8 protein-coding genes are annotated in these 19,445 nt (G+C 65.7%); 6 read left to right on the forward strand and 2 right to left on the reverse strand.

Annotation, left to right across the window (positions count from 1 at the left end; genetic code table 11):
* Window positions 1–91: 91 nt before the first annotated feature.
* From AC1DJ5_RS06530 to AC1DJ5_RS06555, 6 genes are read left to right on the forward strand one after another with little or no spacing between them, the layout of a single operon-like run.
* The gene (locus tag AC1DJ5_RS06530; protein WP_477020057.1) at window positions 92–1,525 is read left to right on the forward strand and encodes a ComEC/Rec2 family competence protein; all 1,434 of its coding nucleotides are present in this window, start codon (window positions 92–94) and stop codon (window positions 1,523–1,525) included.
* A 19-nt stretch (window positions 1,526–1,544) separates the two neighbouring features.
* Window positions 1,545–5,834 carry a DUF6603 domain-containing protein gene (locus AC1DJ5_RS06535; RefSeq protein WP_477020058.1) on the forward strand — a complete coding sequence of 1,430 codons (4,290 nt, stop codon included), beginning with the start codon at window positions 1,545–1,547 and terminating at the stop codon, window positions 5,832–5,834.
* Window positions 5,824–7,326, forward strand: a complete 1,503-nt coding sequence (locus AC1DJ5_RS06540) for a hypothetical protein (protein ID WP_477020059.1) — start codon at window positions 5,824–5,826, stop codon at window positions 7,324–7,326. The genes AC1DJ5_RS06535 and AC1DJ5_RS06540 overlap by 11 nt, the downstream gene beginning before the upstream one ends.
* Window positions 7,326–8,186, forward strand: a complete 861-nt coding sequence (locus AC1DJ5_RS06545) for a hypothetical protein (protein ID WP_477020060.1) — start codon at window positions 7,326–7,328, stop codon at window positions 8,184–8,186. Before AC1DJ5_RS06540 ends, AC1DJ5_RS06545 begins: the two co-directional genes overlap by 1 nt.
* 5 nt (window positions 8,187–8,191) lie before the next feature.
* The gene (locus tag AC1DJ5_RS06550) at window positions 8,192–11,947 is read left to right on the forward strand and encodes a hypothetical protein (protein ID WP_477020061.1); all 3,756 of its coding nucleotides are present in this window, start codon (window positions 8,192–8,194) and stop codon (window positions 11,945–11,947) included.
* Window positions 11,944–14,292 (forward strand): Kelch repeat-containing protein, encoded by a 2,349-nt coding sequence (locus AC1DJ5_RS06555; RefSeq protein WP_477020062.1) that lies wholly within the window; start codon window positions 11,944–11,946, stop codon window positions 14,290–14,292. Before AC1DJ5_RS06550 ends, AC1DJ5_RS06555 begins: the two co-directional genes overlap by 4 nt.
* A gap of 8 nt (window positions 14,293–14,300) precedes the next feature.
* On the opposite strand, the gene AC1DJ5_RS06560 is transcribed toward AC1DJ5_RS06555, so the two are convergent.
* Together AC1DJ5_RS06560 and AC1DJ5_RS06565 are read right to left on the reverse strand one after the other, a co-directional pair.
* On the reverse strand, window positions 14,301–17,567 hold the full coding sequence (locus tag AC1DJ5_RS06560) for a DUF3857 domain-containing protein (protein WP_477020063.1): 3,267 nt from the start codon (window positions 17,565–17,567) through the stop codon (window positions 14,301–14,303).
* Between the two features lie 58 nt (window positions 17,568–17,625).
* Window positions 17,626–19,329 (reverse strand): M1 family metallopeptidase, encoded by a 1,704-nt coding sequence (locus tag AC1DJ5_RS06565; protein WP_477020064.1) that lies wholly within the window; start codon window positions 19,327–19,329, stop codon window positions 17,626–17,628.
* Between the last annotated feature and the right edge of the window lie 116 nt (window positions 19,330–19,445).

The raw sequence follows: 19,445 nt of genomic DNA on the forward strand, positions 1-19,445 counted from the left end.
GCTCCGGGGCGCAGCCGCGGCTCGGTCGCCGGGGGCCGCTTGAGGCGGCGGTCCTCGGTTCCATCCCGTGAAATGATGTGGGGGACTGCGAATGGCCGCCATCCCGTCAGGGCTGACCCACACGTTCGGCGTCATTGCAAACCGTGGAAAGGTCTTCGACACGCCCGATTCTCCAACGGACACATATTACGGCTTCCTCGCCGATATTGAGGATGTCGTGTCCGCCAGGAGCGGGGAGACACTGTGGTCGGTGCAGTTCGACCTGGTTCCTCTAGAATGGATGGAATCCGCCGTCCTCGCCCAAAGCGATAAGTCCCGGACGCCGCCGCCGGATGGGCCTGTCACCCTGCTGATCTTCGACGACGCCAGGCCGGACCACATCGCTGATGCGCTATCGACCCCGGTCCCCGAGGTCGTCCCGGGGGGCTGGTACATCATCACGCTCGGCAAGGGCGGGGTCGGGGCAAGCCGGGCGCCGCCGACCTGGGCGCCGAAGGTCCAAAAACTCAGCGCCCGCGGCCTCCGGGCCAAGCGACGCGATGCGCTCCGGCTCTCCCGCCGGTTTAGACCGGTCGGAAAATTCTCCTACGCCAAGATCCAAGCGATGCTGGCCGCCATGGCGGTCCGCGAGATCGGCGTGATGGATGTTGGCCAAGCCTCGTGCAACCTCATCTACGACGCCAACGGCGTTCCGCAGGCCTACGTGGACGTCGGCCTTCCGATGCATCGAAACTTGGGCAGCCTGCCGCCCCCCAACGGATTGGGGAACGTGGAGGTCATCAATCCTGGCCCTTGCCTGGCGCATAGTCCCCCGGTGATCCTGACCCACTTCCATTGGGACCACTATTCGATGCCGATGATGTCGGCGAACCGGGGCGCGCTGATCGACCGGGACTGGGTGGTGCCGAACCAGGTCCGAGGCGTGGCGGCGAATAATATTCTGAACGCTGTAGGCGCGGCGAGGAATGGGAACGTCCATGTCTTCCCCGCAGCCTTGCCCGGCGTCATCGGCGGCAACGTCGCGATTATCCAGTGCCGTCCCCGTGCCTACATGGCGGGCGGCAATCTCAACAATTCCGGGCTGGCTGTGGTCGTCACGATCAACGGTCAGATGCAACATGCCATGCTCCCCGGCGATGCGGCGTTTCAGGCCATTCGGGGCCTGGGCGCGTTCCCCAATATGAGATGGTTGGTCGCGTCCCACCACGGGTCGGACGTCGATTTGATCCAGGCGCACATTCCCGCCCCACAGGCCGCCAACCAGGGCCGTTTGGCCTATTCCTACGGCATCAATGGAGGTCCGCCGGGGGGCGTCCATTGCTACGGCCACCCGCGCGCTGCGGCGATCGCGGATTATCTGGCGGTCGGCTGGGGGCATGCGGGGGCGGTGGCCAGCACCGCCGAAACGGGACCAAACACCAACGTGCCGGGGCGCGGCAACATCATGATGTGCCACAGCACCATCCCGCCGCCATGCCGCGTGCTCCACTGCCCGTTCCACATCTTCCCCAAGATCCTGGTCTGAGTTTGAGAGCCGGAAGCACATGCCCAGGATCTCCACCTATGACGCGCTCGTCACCCTGACCTCCGGCCTGAAGGTCGGCGACACCCTCACGATCGGGCCCGACGACGTATCGCCATCCCTGTTCGCGGCGCTGCAGGACATGGCCTTGGTATTTGACCTGACCCTGGCCAGAATCGCCGTGATCGTTGATCAGCCCGCGTCGGTCACCCTGGAAGGAGCGGCGTCCCTGTTCGGCTTGGCGGCCCTGACGACCACGCTCAAGTTCACGCCGTTGACGGAAGGGGCGCTGTCCGGTCCCTTTCTGATGGAGGTCGCCGCCGGACCCGTCGCGGGCGCCAGGTGGGATCTGGGCAGCGACTTCGGTCTCATCGACGTCAGCCTGGATTTCTCGCCCAATCCGGTTGCCAACAACTACCTCGCAAGCATGGGCTGCGCTCTGGTCGTGGGATCTAACGGATCGCTGATCTTGCCGGTCCGGGTCGATCTTCCCGCCTATCCGGATCTGGACTGGCTCGTGACCGGCGATTTCTCGCCGCAGCCGTTGACGGCGGATGCCTTCGCCGCACTCGCCGGCGACCTGTCGCTGTCCGCCTATCTGCCTTCGCCGCTGGACAAGCTCGCGAAGTTCGGGCTCATCGAAGTACAGACGGCCTTCAGCGTCGGCGCAGTTCGCCTGTCATACGCCTGGTTCGTGGTCTCCTACACCGACCCTTGGTCGGTTCTGGACATCATCGAGGTGCCCGCGAACGGCGTCTCCCTCAAGTTCATGGTGGACTTCCAGGACGCCCGTCAGAGCTATGTCGAACTGGAGGCGCAGTTCGAGATCGCAACCGTCCCGATCGATATCGGGGCCCATTTCTCGCCGGACGACTTCTTCGTCTGGGGCCGTCTTCAGGACAACAGGACGGTCGGCATCACCGCCCTGTTCGAGCATTTTCACCTCATCCTGCCGGCACGTTTCCCGGAAATTGAGATCGACCGGCTGTCGCTGTTGGCGAATATCAGCGCCTCGACCTACGACTTTGAACTGGTTGCGCAGATCGACGTCGGCGCGTCGCTGAAGCTGAACGACCTGACCGCCAGAGTTCATGTCGCGACCCAGCCCGCGACAACAGTCGCCGCCGATTTCTGCGGAACCATTGTCCTGTCGGCCGACGCGACGGTTTTCCTTGAAGCCAAATACGAAGGGGGCGGCGCGGGACTGACGCTGATTGGCGACGCCGAGAACATACCGATCAAGACCCTGATCAAATACTGGGCCGACGAGTTCGGCATCGATCGGATTCCCGAGCCCATCAGGTCTTTGATCTTGAAGACACTGACGATCAGCTACAATACCGCGACGGGCGATCTGCATTTCAAATGCGTGGGGGATTTCACCGTCTACGCGACGCCGGTCGAGGTCACCTTCACCGTGGACGTCGTGCACGCTGCGGGCGGACGCACGGTTCATGGGGACGCGATTTCCGGCGCCAAGGGGTACAGCGCGCTCTTCGGCGGGACGGTGACCTTCTCGGGTCTGCAGTTCGATATCCGGTTCAATACCAAGGATACGGGCGAGAAGATTTTCATCGCCGACTATGTCGACGCCGGAACGGCCCATGAGGTCCGGCTGCATGATCTGGTGGCGGAGATTTCGACCGATCTGGCCAGCGTAATTCCCGAGGACATTTCGATCGGGCTGAACGTCGTCAAATTTGCCTGGTTGAAAGACACTGCCGGGGTCAATCATTTCCTGTTCGGGGTCGAACTCGGCGCCGAGATCGGCCTGACCGACATTCCCCTGATCGGGGATAATCTGCCCGCGGAGGCGACGGTCAAATTCGACCGGCTTCAGTTCAGCTATTCCGCCTCGACCCTGTCGAAGGAACAGGCGGCTTCGATCAACGCCCTTCTGCCCAAGGGGGTCAGCAAGATTCCGGAGGCGGGGCTCGATCAGGGCGTGCTGATCGCCGGCGTCCTGCAACTCGGGACCCACAGCAAGCCGATCTCGCTGTCCATTCCAACCGGCAAGGCGGCGACCGGCCTTGCTGTTGCGGCGGCCCCGCCGCCCGTTTCGCTGTCGATCAACGTCCAGAAGCAATTCGGACCGGTCGCGATCCAGAAGCTGGGCCTGACGTACGATAAACAGGTCCTGTATGTGACCGGCGACATCACTCTGGCCGGGGAGTTGCTCTCGATCGGCCTGCTCGGGCTGGGGATCGGGTCGAACATCACCCGGTTCGCGCCCGCGGTGACCTTGTCGGGCCTGACGATCACGGTCGACAACGGGCCCGTTCAGGTCCGCGGCGGTCTGCTCGGCACGATCGATCCCCTGAACTTCTACGGCGCCCTGTCGGTCACCGTGCCCTCGCTGTCGATCAGCGCCCTGGGCGGATACGCCCAGGTCGGCCCGGACCCGTCCTTCTTTCTCTACGCGGCCGTGAACAAGCCACTGTTCGGTTATCCGTTCTTCTATGTCGACGGCCTGGCGGGCGGCCTCGGCTTCAACCGGGATCTTCTGATCCCCGATATCGACGGCGTGGCGGATTTTCCGCTGATCAGATGGGCCATGGGCAAGGATACGCCCCCGGCCGACCCCTCCGGAAACGTCGCGAGCCAGATCGACACGGTCATCACCTCTCTCGGATCCAATATACCTCCCCGGGTCGGGGAATACTGGATCGCGGCGGGCGTCAAATTCTCCTCGTTCAGCATCCTGCACTCCTTCGCCCTGGTGACGGTGTCGTTCGGCACCGACTTCAAGGTGGCCCTGCTCGGATTGACGACCGCCAGCCTTCCGCCCCGCACGGACTCCGGGCGGCCGCCTATCTGCTATGTCGAAATGGCGGTCGAAGCCGTCTTCTCCCCGGACAACGGGATTCTCCAGGTCGCGGCCAAGCTGACGCCGGCGTCTCACATCCTGAACGACGACTGCCGGTTGACGGGCGGATTCGCCTACTACACCTGGTTCAAGGACAATCCCCGGGGGGACGCCGCGTCATATAGGGCGGGCGACTTCGTCGTGACCCTGGGCGGCTACAATCCCGCCTTCCTTCGGCCCGCCTATTTCCCGGTGGAGCCGCGGCTGGGCTTCACCTGGCAGGTCGATGGCAACACCAGCATCAAGGGCGGCATATATTTCGCGCTGACGCCGTCGACCATGATGGCCGGCGGGCGGCTGGAGGCGGTGTGGGAGAGCGGCGACCTGAGGGCGTGGTTCATCGCCCACGCTGACTTCCTTCTGTGCTGGAAGCCGTTCCACTACGAGATCGACATCGGCCTCAGCATTGGAGTCTCGTACAAACTGGACCTCTGGTTCACCAGTGTGACCCTCTCGGTCAGTCTGGGGGTCGATCTTTCTCTGTGGGGGCCCGCGTTCGGAGGCTCCATCTACGTCGATCTGTCAGTGATTTCGTTCACGGTTGGGATCGGCAATACTCACAAGCCCGCGCCCCAGCCGATCGGGTGGGACGAGTTCAAGACCTCGTTCCTGCCGAATGGGCAGACGGCGGGCCTGCTGGCGTCGACGGCCGGTGCGTCCGCCCCGACCGACCGTTATTGCCACTCAAGCGTCGCTGCCGGGCTGGTCGCTGACATGACCGCAGCCAAGGCCACCTCAACGGACCCGGACTGGGTGGTCAACCCCGAGACCGTGCAACTCGTCACCTTTACGGCTATCCCCGCAAAGTCGGCCAGCCTGACCACGGCGGGCGGCGTCACGGTGCCGCTGCCTGTAGGACAGTCAGACTTCGGGGTCGGTCCTGTTGGCGTGAGCATCGGCCATCTGACCTCCGATCATGGCATCACGGTCCAGAAGCTGGTCCACGGGGCGCCTGATCCGAAATTCGACTTCTCAGTCCACGCGATCATTACGCCGGTGACGGCGAATGTCCCGACGGCCGCCTGGGCTGGAGCGCTGGTGGTCAATCCGAGCATCAGCCAGGTCAATAACACCCCCGCCAACATCAGTGATGTTCTGGTCGGCTTCGTAATCAGTATGAAGCCGAGGAAGCCGGATCACACGCCCCTGCCGATCGTCATGTCGATCCTCGAGCATGAGTCGGAAGGCGTGGTCGCCTTCAACTGGATGGCGCCTACGGTCGCCTCGACGGACCCTTTCGACCAGTCCGCGGCCATGAAGACCTTCGCGGACACCCTCGTTTCGGCTGCCGCCGCACGTGCGGCGATCATAGCGGCGATCAACGCCCCGGGCCTGGATCTCGGGGTCGACGCCGACGTCGATGTCAGCCTGCTGGTCAAGGAGGCGTCCGCAACCCTGCTGGATCCCCCGACGCTCAGATACCTGGGAGAAGAACGTGTCGCCTAATGGCCAGAGAGGCGCCCGTTCGCGAGGGAGCGTGAAACTCGCAGACGAAGAAGCGGGCAAGATCACCTTCATTGCCAGCCATCGTCCCGCACTGGAGGACGGCGAGTATGTCCTGTCAGTCGTTCAGGCGGTCGCAAATACCGATCCGAAGGCCCCTCCTAAGGCCGTCTTCGACGAATCCTGGATCAACACGCGGAAATTCCAAGTCCGCGGCGAGCGCTTCGCTATCGACAGCGCCGAGATCAGCGGGATCTTTCCTCCGGCGGCGAGCACGGGCGAATACTCGAATGTGCTGCCTCAGGTGGTGTTCAATCGCCTGACCCTGCCTTGGGAACGCAGCGTGGGGGATGCGGCGAACGGTTCTTGGCTGGCCTTGCTGCTCTTCGACGAAGACGACTCCGTTCCCGAAATCCTGTCGGTCATGGCTGGCGACCTAACGCCCGCTCCGTTCCCGCGCAAGAAGGGGGGCGCCGACCAGCCCAGTCGGCTGCCGGCGGACACGGTCTCCTATCCGGGGCTGGCCTTCGACTATGGCGAGTTTCCCTATCAGCCCTGCACCGTGATCGACGTTCCGGTGACTCTGTTCAACCAGGTCGTGCCGGGACTGGTCGACATGCCGTGGCTTTCCCACGCGCGCGTCGTCACGCCCGACAATCCCGCGAGGATGGGGCTTGCGGCGGAGGTCGAGGGGGTCGAGACCTCCGTGATCATGGCCAACAGGCTGCCCCGGCCCAATATGCGCTGCACCGTTCATCTGGTCTCGCTGGAGCAGACAGCGTGCTGGCTTCCGACCGGGGATGACTACACGTCGGCCGCAATCACGCTTCCCAGCGGGGCGCCGGCCACGGCTGTCCGTCTGCTCTCGCTGACCAGCTGGAGTTACCAATCCGTCGATCCGGAACAGACCTTCACCGGCCTGCTCAAAGCGCTGGACGCCGAGGACGGACTGCGCGTGTTCGCCCTCGCCAACGCCAGCACGGGCGCAGGACCGGCCACCGCCTATGTCGCCAATGCATTGCAGATGGGATACGCGCCCCTGGACCACCAAACCCGGCAGGGCAGTAAGACGGTGTCCTGGTATCGGGGTCCGTTCGCGCCCTTCGCCGTGACGCCCGAAAGCATCATTCCAGCGCCCGGCGACAGCGGCCAGCCCGCTCCCATCGCTACCTCTGACGAAGCGCTGCGCTACGATCCCGAGACCGGAATGATGGACATCTCCTATTCGGCCGCGTGGGAGATCGGGCGCCTGCTGGCGCTTCAGGACAAGGGCTTTTCTCAGTCCCTTTACAACTGGAAGCGCGGCAACACTCAAGCCGTGGTCGCCGCCTTCGAACGGCGGGTGCTGGAAAGCGAACTGGGTGAGGCGTTGGGCCTCACGGCCGTGCGTCATGCCACCGAGCCCCTGCTTATGCACCATAGCGTGGCCGAGTTCATCCGAACCCGGCTGAAGCCCCATACCGCGCGCGGCCCGCGCGCCCGGGGGGTGAAGTGATGGCGCGGCTGATCAACCGAACCCTGCATCTTCAAGGGCTCGTCCAGATGCTCGGCGGGCGCGAGGCCATCGCCGCCGCGACGGCCGATATTGATCCCACGGTGCAACTCAGCGACTGGCTGAAGCGCCTCGGCCGGCTGCACGGCCTTCCATATCGCTACATGGTTCCCAACGACCGGTTCCTGCCCGACGAGTCGATCCGCTTCTTCCAGCTAGACTTCAATTGGATCTATGCCCTCATTGAGGGTGCCTGCAGCATCGGGCACTCGGGCCAGACCGATGCGGTGCAGCACGCCATCACCCGTTGGAAGCTGCACGATACGGCCCAGATAGAGGCGGCGGGCGCGGCTCCCGGATCCGTAACGGGTTTCCTGTTGCGGTCCCAGATCGTGCCGGGATGGCCCAGGCTCGAGATACTGCCCTTTGACGACAAGGGCGTCGAACTGGTCGACGTGGTTCGCAGGGAGCTACTGTCGCCCTCGATCCTTCTGTTTATGGTCGCGGGGACGATCGATCATGTGATCATTCGCGAGCCGTCGATCGGGCTCCACTCCGGCATCGATATCGATGGCGGCAAACCGCTCCGCTATGTGACCGTTCCCAAAGCGGCGCCGCCCGGCACGAGTCCGGGTGATCAGATTGCGGGCGTATCGGCGCCGGTCGGATTCCGCCCCGGGGGACAGAGGGTTCTGCGGCTCGGGGCGCTGGCCGAACGGATACAGGACCTCCTCAGCAAGAATGATGCGAACGAGGGTCCTGACGGCAAACCCTTGCCCTTCACCTCGGCCGAGTTCGCGCTCGAGATGATCGAGGGGACGCAGGCCGTGACGTTCCGCGTCGGTGCGGCGGCAGGAGAGTAAACGGCATGACATCGCATCGTTCCGCTCTAGTGGTCCCGGTCGATCTGGCGGCGCTCTGCGTCGGCGAAACAGACGTCAACGGCTCCTCTGTCCAGCCTTACGGCACGAAGGATTTCGCCCGCCTGGCGCCGGATTTCTCATTGCTGCCATATGCCGAGAAAGGCGTGGCCCGTAATTCCGGCCCCTACATCAGCGCCCAGGTCCTCGCCACGGCGTTCCAGCCCGCATCGCAGCCGCTGGGGGTCGGCGTTCACCTTCACTGGGCGCTGCCCGAGGCGCTTACGCATGGCGCACAGGCGGCGACGGGCAAGGTCGAATTTCCGCCCGCACCCAATCGCTGGATGGTCGTGCGGGTGGCGTCGAACACCGCCGACCCGGTCGCGCCGGTCACCGACATCAACGCTTGGATCATCGAAAGCGACAGGCTGTGGGACAGGGAGGGCCAGACCGTTCCGCTCCCCAACCGGAACCGGACCAGCCTGGACATTCCGATCAAGCCGATACCGACCGCCGCCAGCAACAGGTCGTTCAGGACGCTGGGACAGGTCTTCCCTTATGCCGGCTGGACCGAGGATCCATCTGCGGACCGAGCCCAGCTGACCGCGCTGGGCTTCGGCGATGTCCAGTATGCGGCGACCTATGAATACTGCGCCAACGTGTTCGGTCTGTGGGATACGCTCGAGGACCTCGACGCCGGGTGTTTCCCGCCCGCGACCACGCGCCTTTCCTATCGTCTGATCGGCTGGCACGCGGAAATCGGCGATGATCCGCTGTCGCGGGTGAAATACCCTGCCGATGGAAACCGTCAGGAACAGATCGCCGCGATCGAAGCGCAGCTGAAGTGGGTGTTTCCGTTCTCGGACGATGCACCGTTTCCCACCCGGACCGTTTACAGCGCTCTGCTGACTGAGGTGCCGTGGGATCCCGGCAATCACTACATCGATCCGAGGACGCCTTCAGCGGATCTGGAGATCGCCGTGGGCAACACCAGCTGCGAGGCGGTGTCCGCCCTGCTGGCGGCTCAGCCGGGCCTCGAATCTCTGCCCAATGTCGAGATCGTCCTGAATGCCTTGCAGGCCGGCCTTCTCAGCCGGCTGAGCCTGCCCGGAGGGTTGGCGGACATGGACGAGGTTCTGCATCAGAAGGGCTTCGCCAGTTCCAATGTGGACCAGACTTGGGTGATCACCTCGGACGCGACCAAAGGCGCCGGCCTCGGCGGCGAAATCCCGCCGGAGCAGATGCTGTCGGCGGCCCGGAACCAGTCCCTGGAACTGCCGGCTGGAACAGGAGCTGCGCTGGATGCGCTCAACAAGGCTCAGTCCGCGCTTGATCGGATGACACAGGAAACGGCCAGCCTGCGCGGGCGGATTTTCGCCGACTGGTGCCGTTATATGTCGATCGAGTACGCGCCGCCGCCGCCCGGCCTGATTTCTCCAAACGATGCCCGCGTCTTCATCGAGGCTGAAATCGCAGAACTGAAGACCCTGCTGACGTCGGCGGCCGCGATGCAGACCGAAGTGTCGACCAGGGCGGAGGCGCTCAGGCGATCACTCGGAGAGGGCTATACGCTCGATACGTCCGATGGTTCGCGCTACTGGGCGCCAAGCGATCCGGTCGTTCTCGTTTCGGGCGCCGACGTCAGGCCATCCTACCGCGGCCGGATGCCTGATGCGAGGGACGCCGACGGGAATCTGATCTGCAGGATGGACGCGGGGATCGTCAGTGCGATGATCGCGGGCGACGCCCCATTTGCGGTCCATGCCGCCGACCTGCCGATTTTGCCCGCTGCTGGACCGACCGTGCTCGCTGAAGTGCTGCCCGCTCTGGTCGGGGAGGCCTTCTTCGCCGATCCTTGGCAAGCCCCGGTGCTGGCGGCGACTGTCGCGGCCTTGGGCGGGGACAGCAACCCCGCCAAGGCCGATTATCCGGGCCTGATCGCCGCCATCGCAGCCGCACAGCGCGTCGAAAGCGGACCGGACGTCCCGGTGATCACCTTCGTAGGCGACCCGATCCTGCCCGGGTCGGCCAAACCGTGGAGCCCGCCCTGGATTCCCATAATCCTGCAATGGCAGACCAGCTTCTATCCTAACGAACTACCGGTCTATGACCCTGACTTCATCCTCGACGCCTATGAGCTCGACGAGGCCGATATCGATCTGCGGTTCAAGGGGGGCATTCCGGTCGATCCCACGACCGTGCGGACCTATCAGGGCACGATCGTGCTGTCGCATGGCGTCGAGATCGACCTGGCTCAGCAGATCAGAACGTATCTGACGAACTTCCCGGACGACAATGTGGACGGGGAACTGAAGACCATCCTCGATGAGCTCGACCTGTCGGCCCAGGCCCAGGCACTGAACGGGTTCAATCAGGCCTTCCTGATGCTGGACCACGTCTTGCAGATGGAGGTTTCGGACCCCCTCGCCATCCTGCAGGGCCTGTTCTTCTCCAGATTCACGAACCAAGACGTGAAGGATGCGGTGGCCGGCTTCAACGTCAACTCACCGAAGTTCAACAACACCTTCTGTCCGATCCGCAACGGCGCGCTGTCGATCGACCGGTTAAGGGTGATCGATGCCTTCGGCCAGATTCTCGACCTGGCCGCGCCTCAGGTGATCCGGGCGCAAAGTCTGAAGGCGCCCGACGACGGTCAGGATCTTATCAGTCTGCCGATCCGGTTCACCCAGCCTCTCAGGCTGCAATTCAACTGGCTGGCGGCTGACGACGACCAACTCGAGACTAACAGTGATCCCGTCACCACGCCGGTCATCGGGTGGGTGCTCTACAATCACCTTGACGATGCACTGGCCGTCTATGACACGGCGGGCAGGGCCATCGGGTCGTTCAACCTGCGTGGACCCTTCTGGCAGGGCGCGCCGGGGAATGTCGCCGACTACGGCAAGCCGGTCGAGGATGCGTTCGCCTCCGCCAATCCCCACCTGCGCGCCTTCGCGCTGGGGTTGGCCCGAAGCGCCGATCCGGTGGGATATCTGACGGAGATGCTGGCCGCCATCGACAGGGCCGTCACCTTCATATCGCCCCGCACCTACAAGCAGGACAGCGGACTGGCGATCCTGATCGGACGCCCTCTCGCCCTGGTCAGGGCCTCGCTGAAACTTGATCTGATGGGTCTGCCCGCCGCAGATCAGAGCACCCGAGCTTTCGCCGCCGCGATCGCCGGGGACGATGTTCTTGCGCGGGACAACGGCGGGACTTTGCAACTGCGCGTTCCGGTTCGCCTGGGCGATCTCTCCGACGTCGACGACGGCTTGGTCGGCTATTTCATCGAGAACGGCGACGACACCTACCGGGCCTTCTACTCCCCGGCGGCGGCCGCCAGCGACAAGCACGGCTTGATAAAGCCGGGGTTCGGGCAAGTATTCGTAACGTCGGACCCGGCGGCGGCGCCGGCGTTCCTGACGATGCTGGTGGATCCCCACGCCGCTGTTCACGCGACGACCGGCCTGTTGCCGATGAAGGAACTGACTATTCCGCCGACGATGATCGCCGACGACCTAGCCGATATGGCGGTGACCTTCCTCACCACGCCGTTCATTTTCGGCGGCGCGCCCGAACTCCCCACGCCGGAGGAAGGCGGATTTGTCTGGAACTGGGTCGCACAGAACGGCGCCGGGTGGACGATCGAGCCGGTGCAGTCGCCGAGCGGGGCGATCTCGACCGGGCCACGGCATGCCGTCGAGGGATGGCTGAGTCTGAGCCCCACCGGAAAACCCAAAACCCGCCTCCAGGATCAGCCATGAACACGACCGCTCCGCCCGCCGTCCAATTCCAGGTGCAGAACGCACAGGGCGAGAGTGTCATCTATGTGACGCAGGACGCCAGTCAGAACCTGCTGACCTTCTCGATGACCTACGCGGGTGCAGCCGCAGTCACTGTAAAGGGCGGCGCGCCGGTCTCCGAGGCCGACATCACGCCAGCCGGCCCCACGTCACTGTATTTTACCGTCTCAACCGTCCTTACGCCCGAAGAGTTCGCCGCGATGACGGTCTCGCCGCCGCCCGGCTGGCAGGCGCGGCTGATCGGATCCTGGGTGTTGACGCCGATCGCCGACCGGCTCTTGCAACCGGGTGAAACGATCAGCTTCTCACTGGCCGGCATCAAGGCAGACAACAGTCCAGGTCCCGGGTCTTTCAACATCGCCTACTACAACTTGCCGGCTATCGCGGATTCAGGAACCCAACTGCCGCTCTCGCTCCAGAACCTGCCGAACCTCCACAAACGGCTCGCGGACTCGATGTCCGCCTCCATGGTGGGAGGCAACGCCATCTACGTCGATGTCGATAACAAACACGCCATCCCGCCCAACACCCTTGTCCTGCTGTTCGACAATACGACGCAGGGGCCCCTGGTCCCCCCCGCCACGCCGACCGGCACGCCCGTCTTCTATCTGACGTTCGTCAGCGCCAAGGCCGCGCCGGGGTTCGGCGCCCTGACCACTCCCGACCGGCTGAAGAACATCACCGTCGGCACGAACGGCGACTACGGCACGGACTGGAACATTCAGGATCATAGCGACAATGATCCCCCCTACTGGGCGATCTACCCCAGGAGTCAGGAAGTTCTCGGCGTGGGGGCAGCCGCTATCGCCGAGTTCCGGATCAACAACATCGTCACTGACTTCGCCCCGTCATCCACGAACCTCTACCTGCAGTGGGTCGGCGTTCCCGGCTATGATGACGGCTGCACGACGATCCCGCTGGTCAAGCGGGTTCCGAGGCTGGCGATCCAGGGACTGACGTCGTTGACCAACAATGTGCCGAGCGGCAGCACGGTCCAATTGGTCTGGACCACATTCAACGCCAACCGCGCCACTATAAGTCCTATCAAGGGGGAGGCGCCGCCTCCGGTTCAGACGAGCGGTTTTCCGGTCACGGTCGCCCGCACGACGACCTTCACCCTTACGGCCTACAATGATCCGCTGGGGACAAAAACCAGCGCCCCCGTGACCGTCGATGTCATGCCAGTCGCGGTCAGCGAGCCCCTGACCGCGACCCCATCTACCGGTTATCACTATGGCGACAAGGTCGCCCTGTCGTGGGCGTTCTCGTCAGCCGAATTCTGCACTGTCGATCCGCCGATCAACGGAAGCGCGTCGGCGCCGACAACGTCGACCGGTCTGGTGATCTATCCGACCGGCGCAGTCCGCTACACCCTGACCGGGTTCGGCCAGGACGGCCCCGTGACCACCGTCCTCAACGTCGTGCCCATACCGAACGGTTGGAAAAGCCAGGCCGGGGCGGGCCTATGGGATACCCGAGGAACGCCGGTCCTGCTGGGCGATTTTCTGGACCGGATCTGGTTCTTCGCCGGCGGGGCGGACGATCTGCGCAGCATCGTCTTCAGCAGTCCTGACGGTTTCACCTGGTCGATCGCGACCAACGCCGCGGAATTCTCGCCCCGCGTCAATTCGGCGGGATGCGTGCTGGGAGGAAAACTCTGGCTGACAGGGGGCATGACGCTGGACAAGGGTCCGCTGAACGAAATCTGGTCAAGCGCGGACGGCGAGACATGGACGCAGTCCTCCGCCGCGCAGCATTGGTCCGCGCGCTCGAACCACGGGTGTCTGGCTTTCGACGGCAAGCTGTGGGTGATGGGCGGACGCGACGCTGGCGGCGCCCTGCTCAATGACGTCTGGAGTTCGCCCGACGGGCTCATCTGGACCCAGGTCACGGCCTCGGCCGCCTGGGGATCGCGCGCCGATTTCGGTGTGGCCGTATTCGCTGGCCGTCTTTGCGTCGTCGCAGGCAGGGGATCAGGGGGGCTATTCGCGGACGTCTGGACCAGCGTTGACGGTCTGAACTGGGACCGTTGGGGGGGCAATGTGCCCTGGCCGCCGCGGTCGCACCCCGGCGTCGCCGCCATCGGACAAAGCCTTTTTGTCGTCGGAGGCGTGGGGGCGATAGGCACGGCGTTCACCGACAGCAACATCGCCAGCCCCTCGGGCGTCTGGACGATGGGTCTTGGACCGAACTGGGGTCCCAACACCTTGAATCTCGCCTCCGCAGTCTTTCGGGGCGCTGCCTGGTTCGCCGGCGGAAGCGCCAACGGGCAGCCGAACACCACAGTGTGGGGCTTCGGCCCCTGAACCGGGGCTCAGGGCAGGTTGCGGGCCTGGCGATAGGCGGCGAAGGACTCCTTGACCTTGGGGGCGATGGCTTCGGCGGCGGACAGGTCCTCGGCGGCCTTCGTCGTATCGCCCAGGGCCAGTCGGGCCATGCCGCGCCCGTAGAGGGAGGCGGCCAGGCGCGGCGCCTTGCCCAGCGCGGCCTCATAGACGCTCAGCGCCTCGGCGGGGCGATCCAGATGCAGCAGCACCAGGCCTCGGCTGTCGAGGAAGGCGGGCTCGTCGGCTTTGAGCGCCAGGGCGGCGTCGCAATCGGCTAGGGCTTGCTGAAGATCGACGCCGGCCACAGCCTGGGTCCAGCAGAGGTTGTTCAGGCGCTGGGCGTTGCCGACGGCGCGGCTGCGCGCCTTTTGCAGGTCGGCGCGGCCGCCGGCGGCGTCGCCGGCCTTGAAGCGGAGTTCGGCGCGCCGCAGCCGCAGGTCGTCCGCATCGTCCTCGTCGACCTTGGCGAGGGCCTCCTCGACCGTGGCGGCGGCGTCGCCGAGTTCGGGGTGTTCGCGCTCCAGCCCGATACGCAGTTGCCAGGCCGTCAGGTCGGCGGGGTCCAGGGCCAGGGCCTGATTATAGTCCGACAGCCGTCCCGCAAGATCGCCCTCGGCGCGCAACTGCGCCCGCGCGATATGGCCCAGCCCGCTGGGCGCATGCGCCAGGGCCGCGTCGACGGCGACGATCGCGGCGGCGTCGTCGCTGTCGATCCGGCGCTTCAGCATGGCGCGCATGATCGGCAGGTCCGCGTCTTCCGGCGCATCGGCGATCAGGCGATCGATCTCGATCAGGGCCTCTTCGTCGCGCCCGGCGCCGGCCAGGGTCTCGTATTTCGCGCGCCGCAGGTCGCCCGCGTCGGGCGAAAGCGCCAGGGCGGCGTCCAGATCGGCCACGGCCTTGTCGATCTGGCCGAGCGCGGCATAGGCGCGTCCGCGCATGATGAGGATGAAGGTGTTGTTCTTCTGCTGGCGCAGGGAGCGGGAGAACTCGATCACCGCGTCCTGGGCCCGGCCTTCGGACAGGGCGATCAGGCCCTGGCCGTTCATGGCCACCCAGTCGGCGGGGTCGAGGTCGGCGGCCTTTTCGAAGTCGGCGCGGGCGTTCGGAATATCCTGGCGCCAGAAGCGAATGATGCCCCGGTTGGCGAAGGCGCTGGCGTTCTGAGGGTCGAGGGCGATGGCGCGATCCATGTCGGCCAGGGCGCCGACGCCGTCGCCCGCTTCGTTCCGTTTCAGGCCGCGATTGAGGTAGTCCTGGGCCGTGGTCGGCTCGGACGCCGCCATCGCCTTGAGATCGGCCTCGGTCGCCCGATAGCTGATGGGGGCGCGCACGCGCGGACGGTCGCGGTCGATTCCCTTGACCTGATCCGGGGCCGCCCGGATCGCGTCGGCCGATATCTCGGCCGCCAGGGTGCGCGTGGACCATTCCATGACGATCTTTCCGTCCTTCGCTGACGTGCGCCGCTTCAGTTCGAAGCCGGCCACAGTCAGGTCGACATCGGCGCTTTCGGGCCGGAACCCGGCGCCGGGCGGGGTCAGGACGGTGCGGGTCAGGAAATAGGCGGGGTAGGGCAGGGCCACGGGCAGGTCGCGATAGGGGCCTGTGTCGCGGCCGTCGCCGAAGGCGAAGCCGACCCGTCCGCCCGGCAGGTCCAGCTTGCGCGCCGAGCCGCCGGTGTCAGCCGTCCAGTTCAGCGGCATGGCGCCCGTCACCGTCAGCCGATACTCGTTCCGCTCTGGATCATAGGCGGAGGCGACCGTCTCGATCGTCATCTCCGTCAGCTGGGCCTTCCACACGTCGCGCATGATCCGGTCGCGATCCTGCGGCGCCAGGGTCTGCATGCCGATGTTCATCGTCGTGGCGAGATCGCCGCGGTAGAGCGCCTCGGCCTCGACCCGGGCCGGAGCGTCGAGGCCGGCGGAGGCGTCCAGGCGGATTTCGGTTTCCGACAGCGGAACCGTGGAAGGCGGCGGCGTCAGCGCGACCAGGTCCTGGCCCGGCGCGCTGATCGGCAGGGCCCAGTGGTGGTTCGGGATCGGGGCGGCCTCCAGCGTCGTGTCGCCCATGCGCGCGCCGTCGATCCAATAGGTGCGGCCGTCGAGCTGCGTCCTGACCAGAACATGATCCAGCAACGCCACCATCGGCAGGCGCTGGTCCAGGCCGTCGCCGAGCGACATGCTGACCGCCGCGGCCTGGGCGTCGATGTCGAGGGCCTTGAGCAGGGCGAGAAGCAGGGCCGTCTTGCCCTTGCAGTCGCCGAAGCGGTTGCGCCAGGTGTCGTCGGCCGAGGCTGGGGTCAGCCCGCCTTCGCCCATCGCCAGCGCCAGATAGCGGATGTCGTTCTGGACCAGACGCAGCGCCGCCGAGGCGCGTTCCAGGGGCGTGGCATAGGCGGCGCGGATGCGTTCGGCCTCGGCGAGCACGGGCGAGCCGGGCTCAAGGACGGCGGCGCGGGCGTAGAGCGGGGCCATCAGGGCCGACACGTCGCGCCACGACGCATAGTCGGTCAGTTCCAACTGCTGCGCCTGGGCGAAGCGCGCGGGGGCGTCTTCGGGGATGGGCAGCGGATGGATGTCTCGGGCGTCGATCTCGACGTGTCCGCCGTCACGGTCGCGTACGATTTTCGGGGTCTGCCAGGGTTCGGTGGCGCGGATGCGCATGGTCTTGCCGCCAGGCCAACTGGCCCGGACGCGCATCCGGTCGATGGATCCCAGGGTCAGGCCGCCGGCGACGTGCTCGGCGTGGTCGCCCAGCACGCTGTCTCGCGTCGTCGCCGTATAGGCCAGGTCGATGATGTCGCCGACCTGCAGGCCGTTGGGTTGCAGGGTGGCCGTGAGCACGCCGTCGAGAATGGCCGAATCCAGATTACGCTCGCGGCGGAGGACGTCGAATTGCTGCTGGTCCAGCACGTCGATGACGCGGTCCCCGCGCAGGATGTTCAGATGATGCAGGCTGATCGACTGACTGGCGGGGTTCCAGGCGATGGCCACCGTTCCGGCGACGGCCAGTCCCTGGATGGTCTGGATCTGATAGCGCTGGCGGACATAGATGTGGACGCCGTCCGGGGCGAAGCGGGTCTGCTGGTCCAGCAGGAGGATGCGGACCGGGCCGCCGTCGGAGGCGTCGGTCTCGCTGTCCGGGCGGGCGATGACCTCGACCCAGGCGGGCGCCGCGCCGCGTGTCGGAACCTCGGCCGAGAAGACCGGGCTGGCGACCAGGATCGCCGCGAGGATGCAGATCAGTCTGAGCATGGTTTTCGCCACTTCGTGTAATGGCGTTCTACCATTTGGAGCGGCGGTGGCTAGGGCGTCAGTCCTTGGCGGCCTGCGAGGCCTTCCAGACCTCCAGATAGTCCAGCCGGCGAAGCACCTTCGAGCCGGGGTCCAGCAGGACGTGGGCGGAAGCCGGGGCGGTGAAGGTCGCGCGGCCGTCGGTCATGGGCAGGGTGCGGACCCGGCCGTCCACCTCGACATCCACCGGCAAGGGGAAGGGGCGGCCGTTTCCGGTCTTCCACTCCAGGGTCACGCGCTCGCCGTCGCGGGTCATGACCAGATCGGGCAAGGCGGCCTGATAGAGATAGGCGTCGAAGAACCAGCCGAGGTCGCGGCCCGTCACCGCGTTGACGATGGCGATGAACTCCGGCGTCGTGGCGTAGCGGGGCGTGAAATTGCCGGGCTTGGGATCGGGGCGGCCGTACACCAGCCGGCGCAGGCTCTCATAGAAGGCGTCGTCGCCGATGTAGAGGCGCAGGGTGTGGGCGATCAGGGCGCCCTTGTAATAGAGGTCCAGCCCCGGCCCGGTCTTGGCGTCATAGACGGTGGCGGCGTCCTGCGGCTTGCCCGAGACGACGGGGAAGCGGTTGGAGAGGGTCAGCCGCATGGTCTGAAGTTCGGACTGCATGGCCCGTTCGCCGTTCAGCCAGCGGGCGTAGAGGGGCTGCATATAGGTGCCGAAGCCCTCATGCAGCCACATGTCGTCCCAGTCGGCGTTGGTCAGCTGATTGCCGAACCATTCGTGCGCCAATTCATGTTGAAGCAGCCAGTCGTAGCCCTTGCCGTCCAGCTTGTAGCCATTGCCATAGGCGTTGATGGTCTGGTGCTCCATGCCCAGGTGCGGGGTCTCGACCACGCCCATCTTCTCGTCGCCGAAGGGGAAGGGGCCGATGGTCGCCTCATAGAAGTCGAGCTGCTTGGGGAACTCGGCGAACAGGGCGGCGGCCTTGGCCGGATCGTCGGACGCCAGGCGCCAGAAACGCAGGGGAATCACATTGCCGAAGCGGCTGGGATAGTCGGCGCTCATTTCCACGAAGGGGGCGACGTTCAGGCTGATGGCGTAGGTGTCGGGCTGGCGCGCGGTCCAGTTCCAGGTGGTGGCGCCGTCGCCGTTGTCGGTCTTGCCCAGGAAGCGGCCGTTGGCGGGGGCGGAAAGGTCGGACGGGACGGTGATGTGCAGGTCGACGCGGTCCGGCTCGCCCTGCGGATGGTCGACGCAGGGCCAGAACAGGTCGCAGCCCTCGCCCTGAACCGCGCTGGCGATCCATGGCTTGCCGTCGGGCGTGGTGGTCCAGACGAAGCCGCCGTCCCAGGGCGCGCGCTGGGCTTGATGCGGGCGGCCCGCGTAGGCGATGCGGACGGAAGCTGTCTGACCGGGCGTCAGGGCGTGCGGGAGGGGGATGGTCAGCCGTCCGTCCGGGTTGGTCCAGTCGGCGACCGGCTGGCCGTCCACGGTGATCGAGGCGATGGCGAACAGGGTGTCCAGTTCGACCACGACGGCGGCGGCGGGGGCCGTGGCGGTGAAGTCGAGGACGGCGACGCCCTCGATCGACTGGCTGTCGGGCAGGAGCTTGAACGACAGGTCGGCCTTGTCGAAACGCAGCGCCAGTTGTTCCGGCGTGCGCGCCGTGCCGCTGGACAGGGTGAAGGGCGTCGAATCGCGGGCCGGCGCGGCCTCTTGCGCCAGAGCGGGCGCGCTGAGCAGGGCGGTGGTCAAGCAGAGGGCGGCGGTCAGGCGCAAGGGACGGCTCCGGCAAGAACGAGCCGGGAGGGTAGCGGGTGGAGTGCGCTCCGCAAGCCTCTCTCCCTTGCCGTCATCCTCCGATTTGACAGGGGGATCGGCATGTCCGGCTGCGC

Source organism: Brevundimonas sp. 01N35 (assembly GCF_056399785.1).

Coding starts and splice junctions, on each gene's coding strand:
- AC1DJ5_RS06530 (WP_477020057.1), top strand. CDS start 92: ATGGCCGCCATCCCGTCAGGGCTGACCCACACGTTCGGCGTCATTGCA.
- AC1DJ5_RS06535 (WP_477020058.1), top strand. CDS start 1,545: ATGCCCAGGATCTCCACCTATGACGCGCTCGTCACCCTGACCTCCGGC.
- AC1DJ5_RS06545 (WP_477020060.1), top strand. CDS start 7,326: ATGGCGCGGCTGATCAACCGAACCCTGCATCTTCAAGGGCTCGTCCAG.
- AC1DJ5_RS06550 (WP_477020061.1), top strand. CDS start 8,192: ATGACATCGCATCGTTCCGCTCTAGTGGTCCCGGTCGATCTGGCGGCG.
- AC1DJ5_RS06555 (WP_477020062.1), top strand. CDS start 11,944: ATGAACACGACCGCTCCGCCCGCCGTCCAATTCCAGGTGCAGAACGCA.
- AC1DJ5_RS06560 (WP_477020063.1), bottom strand. CDS start 17,567: ATGCTCAGACTGATCTGCATCCTCGCGGCGATCCTGGTCGCCAGCCCG.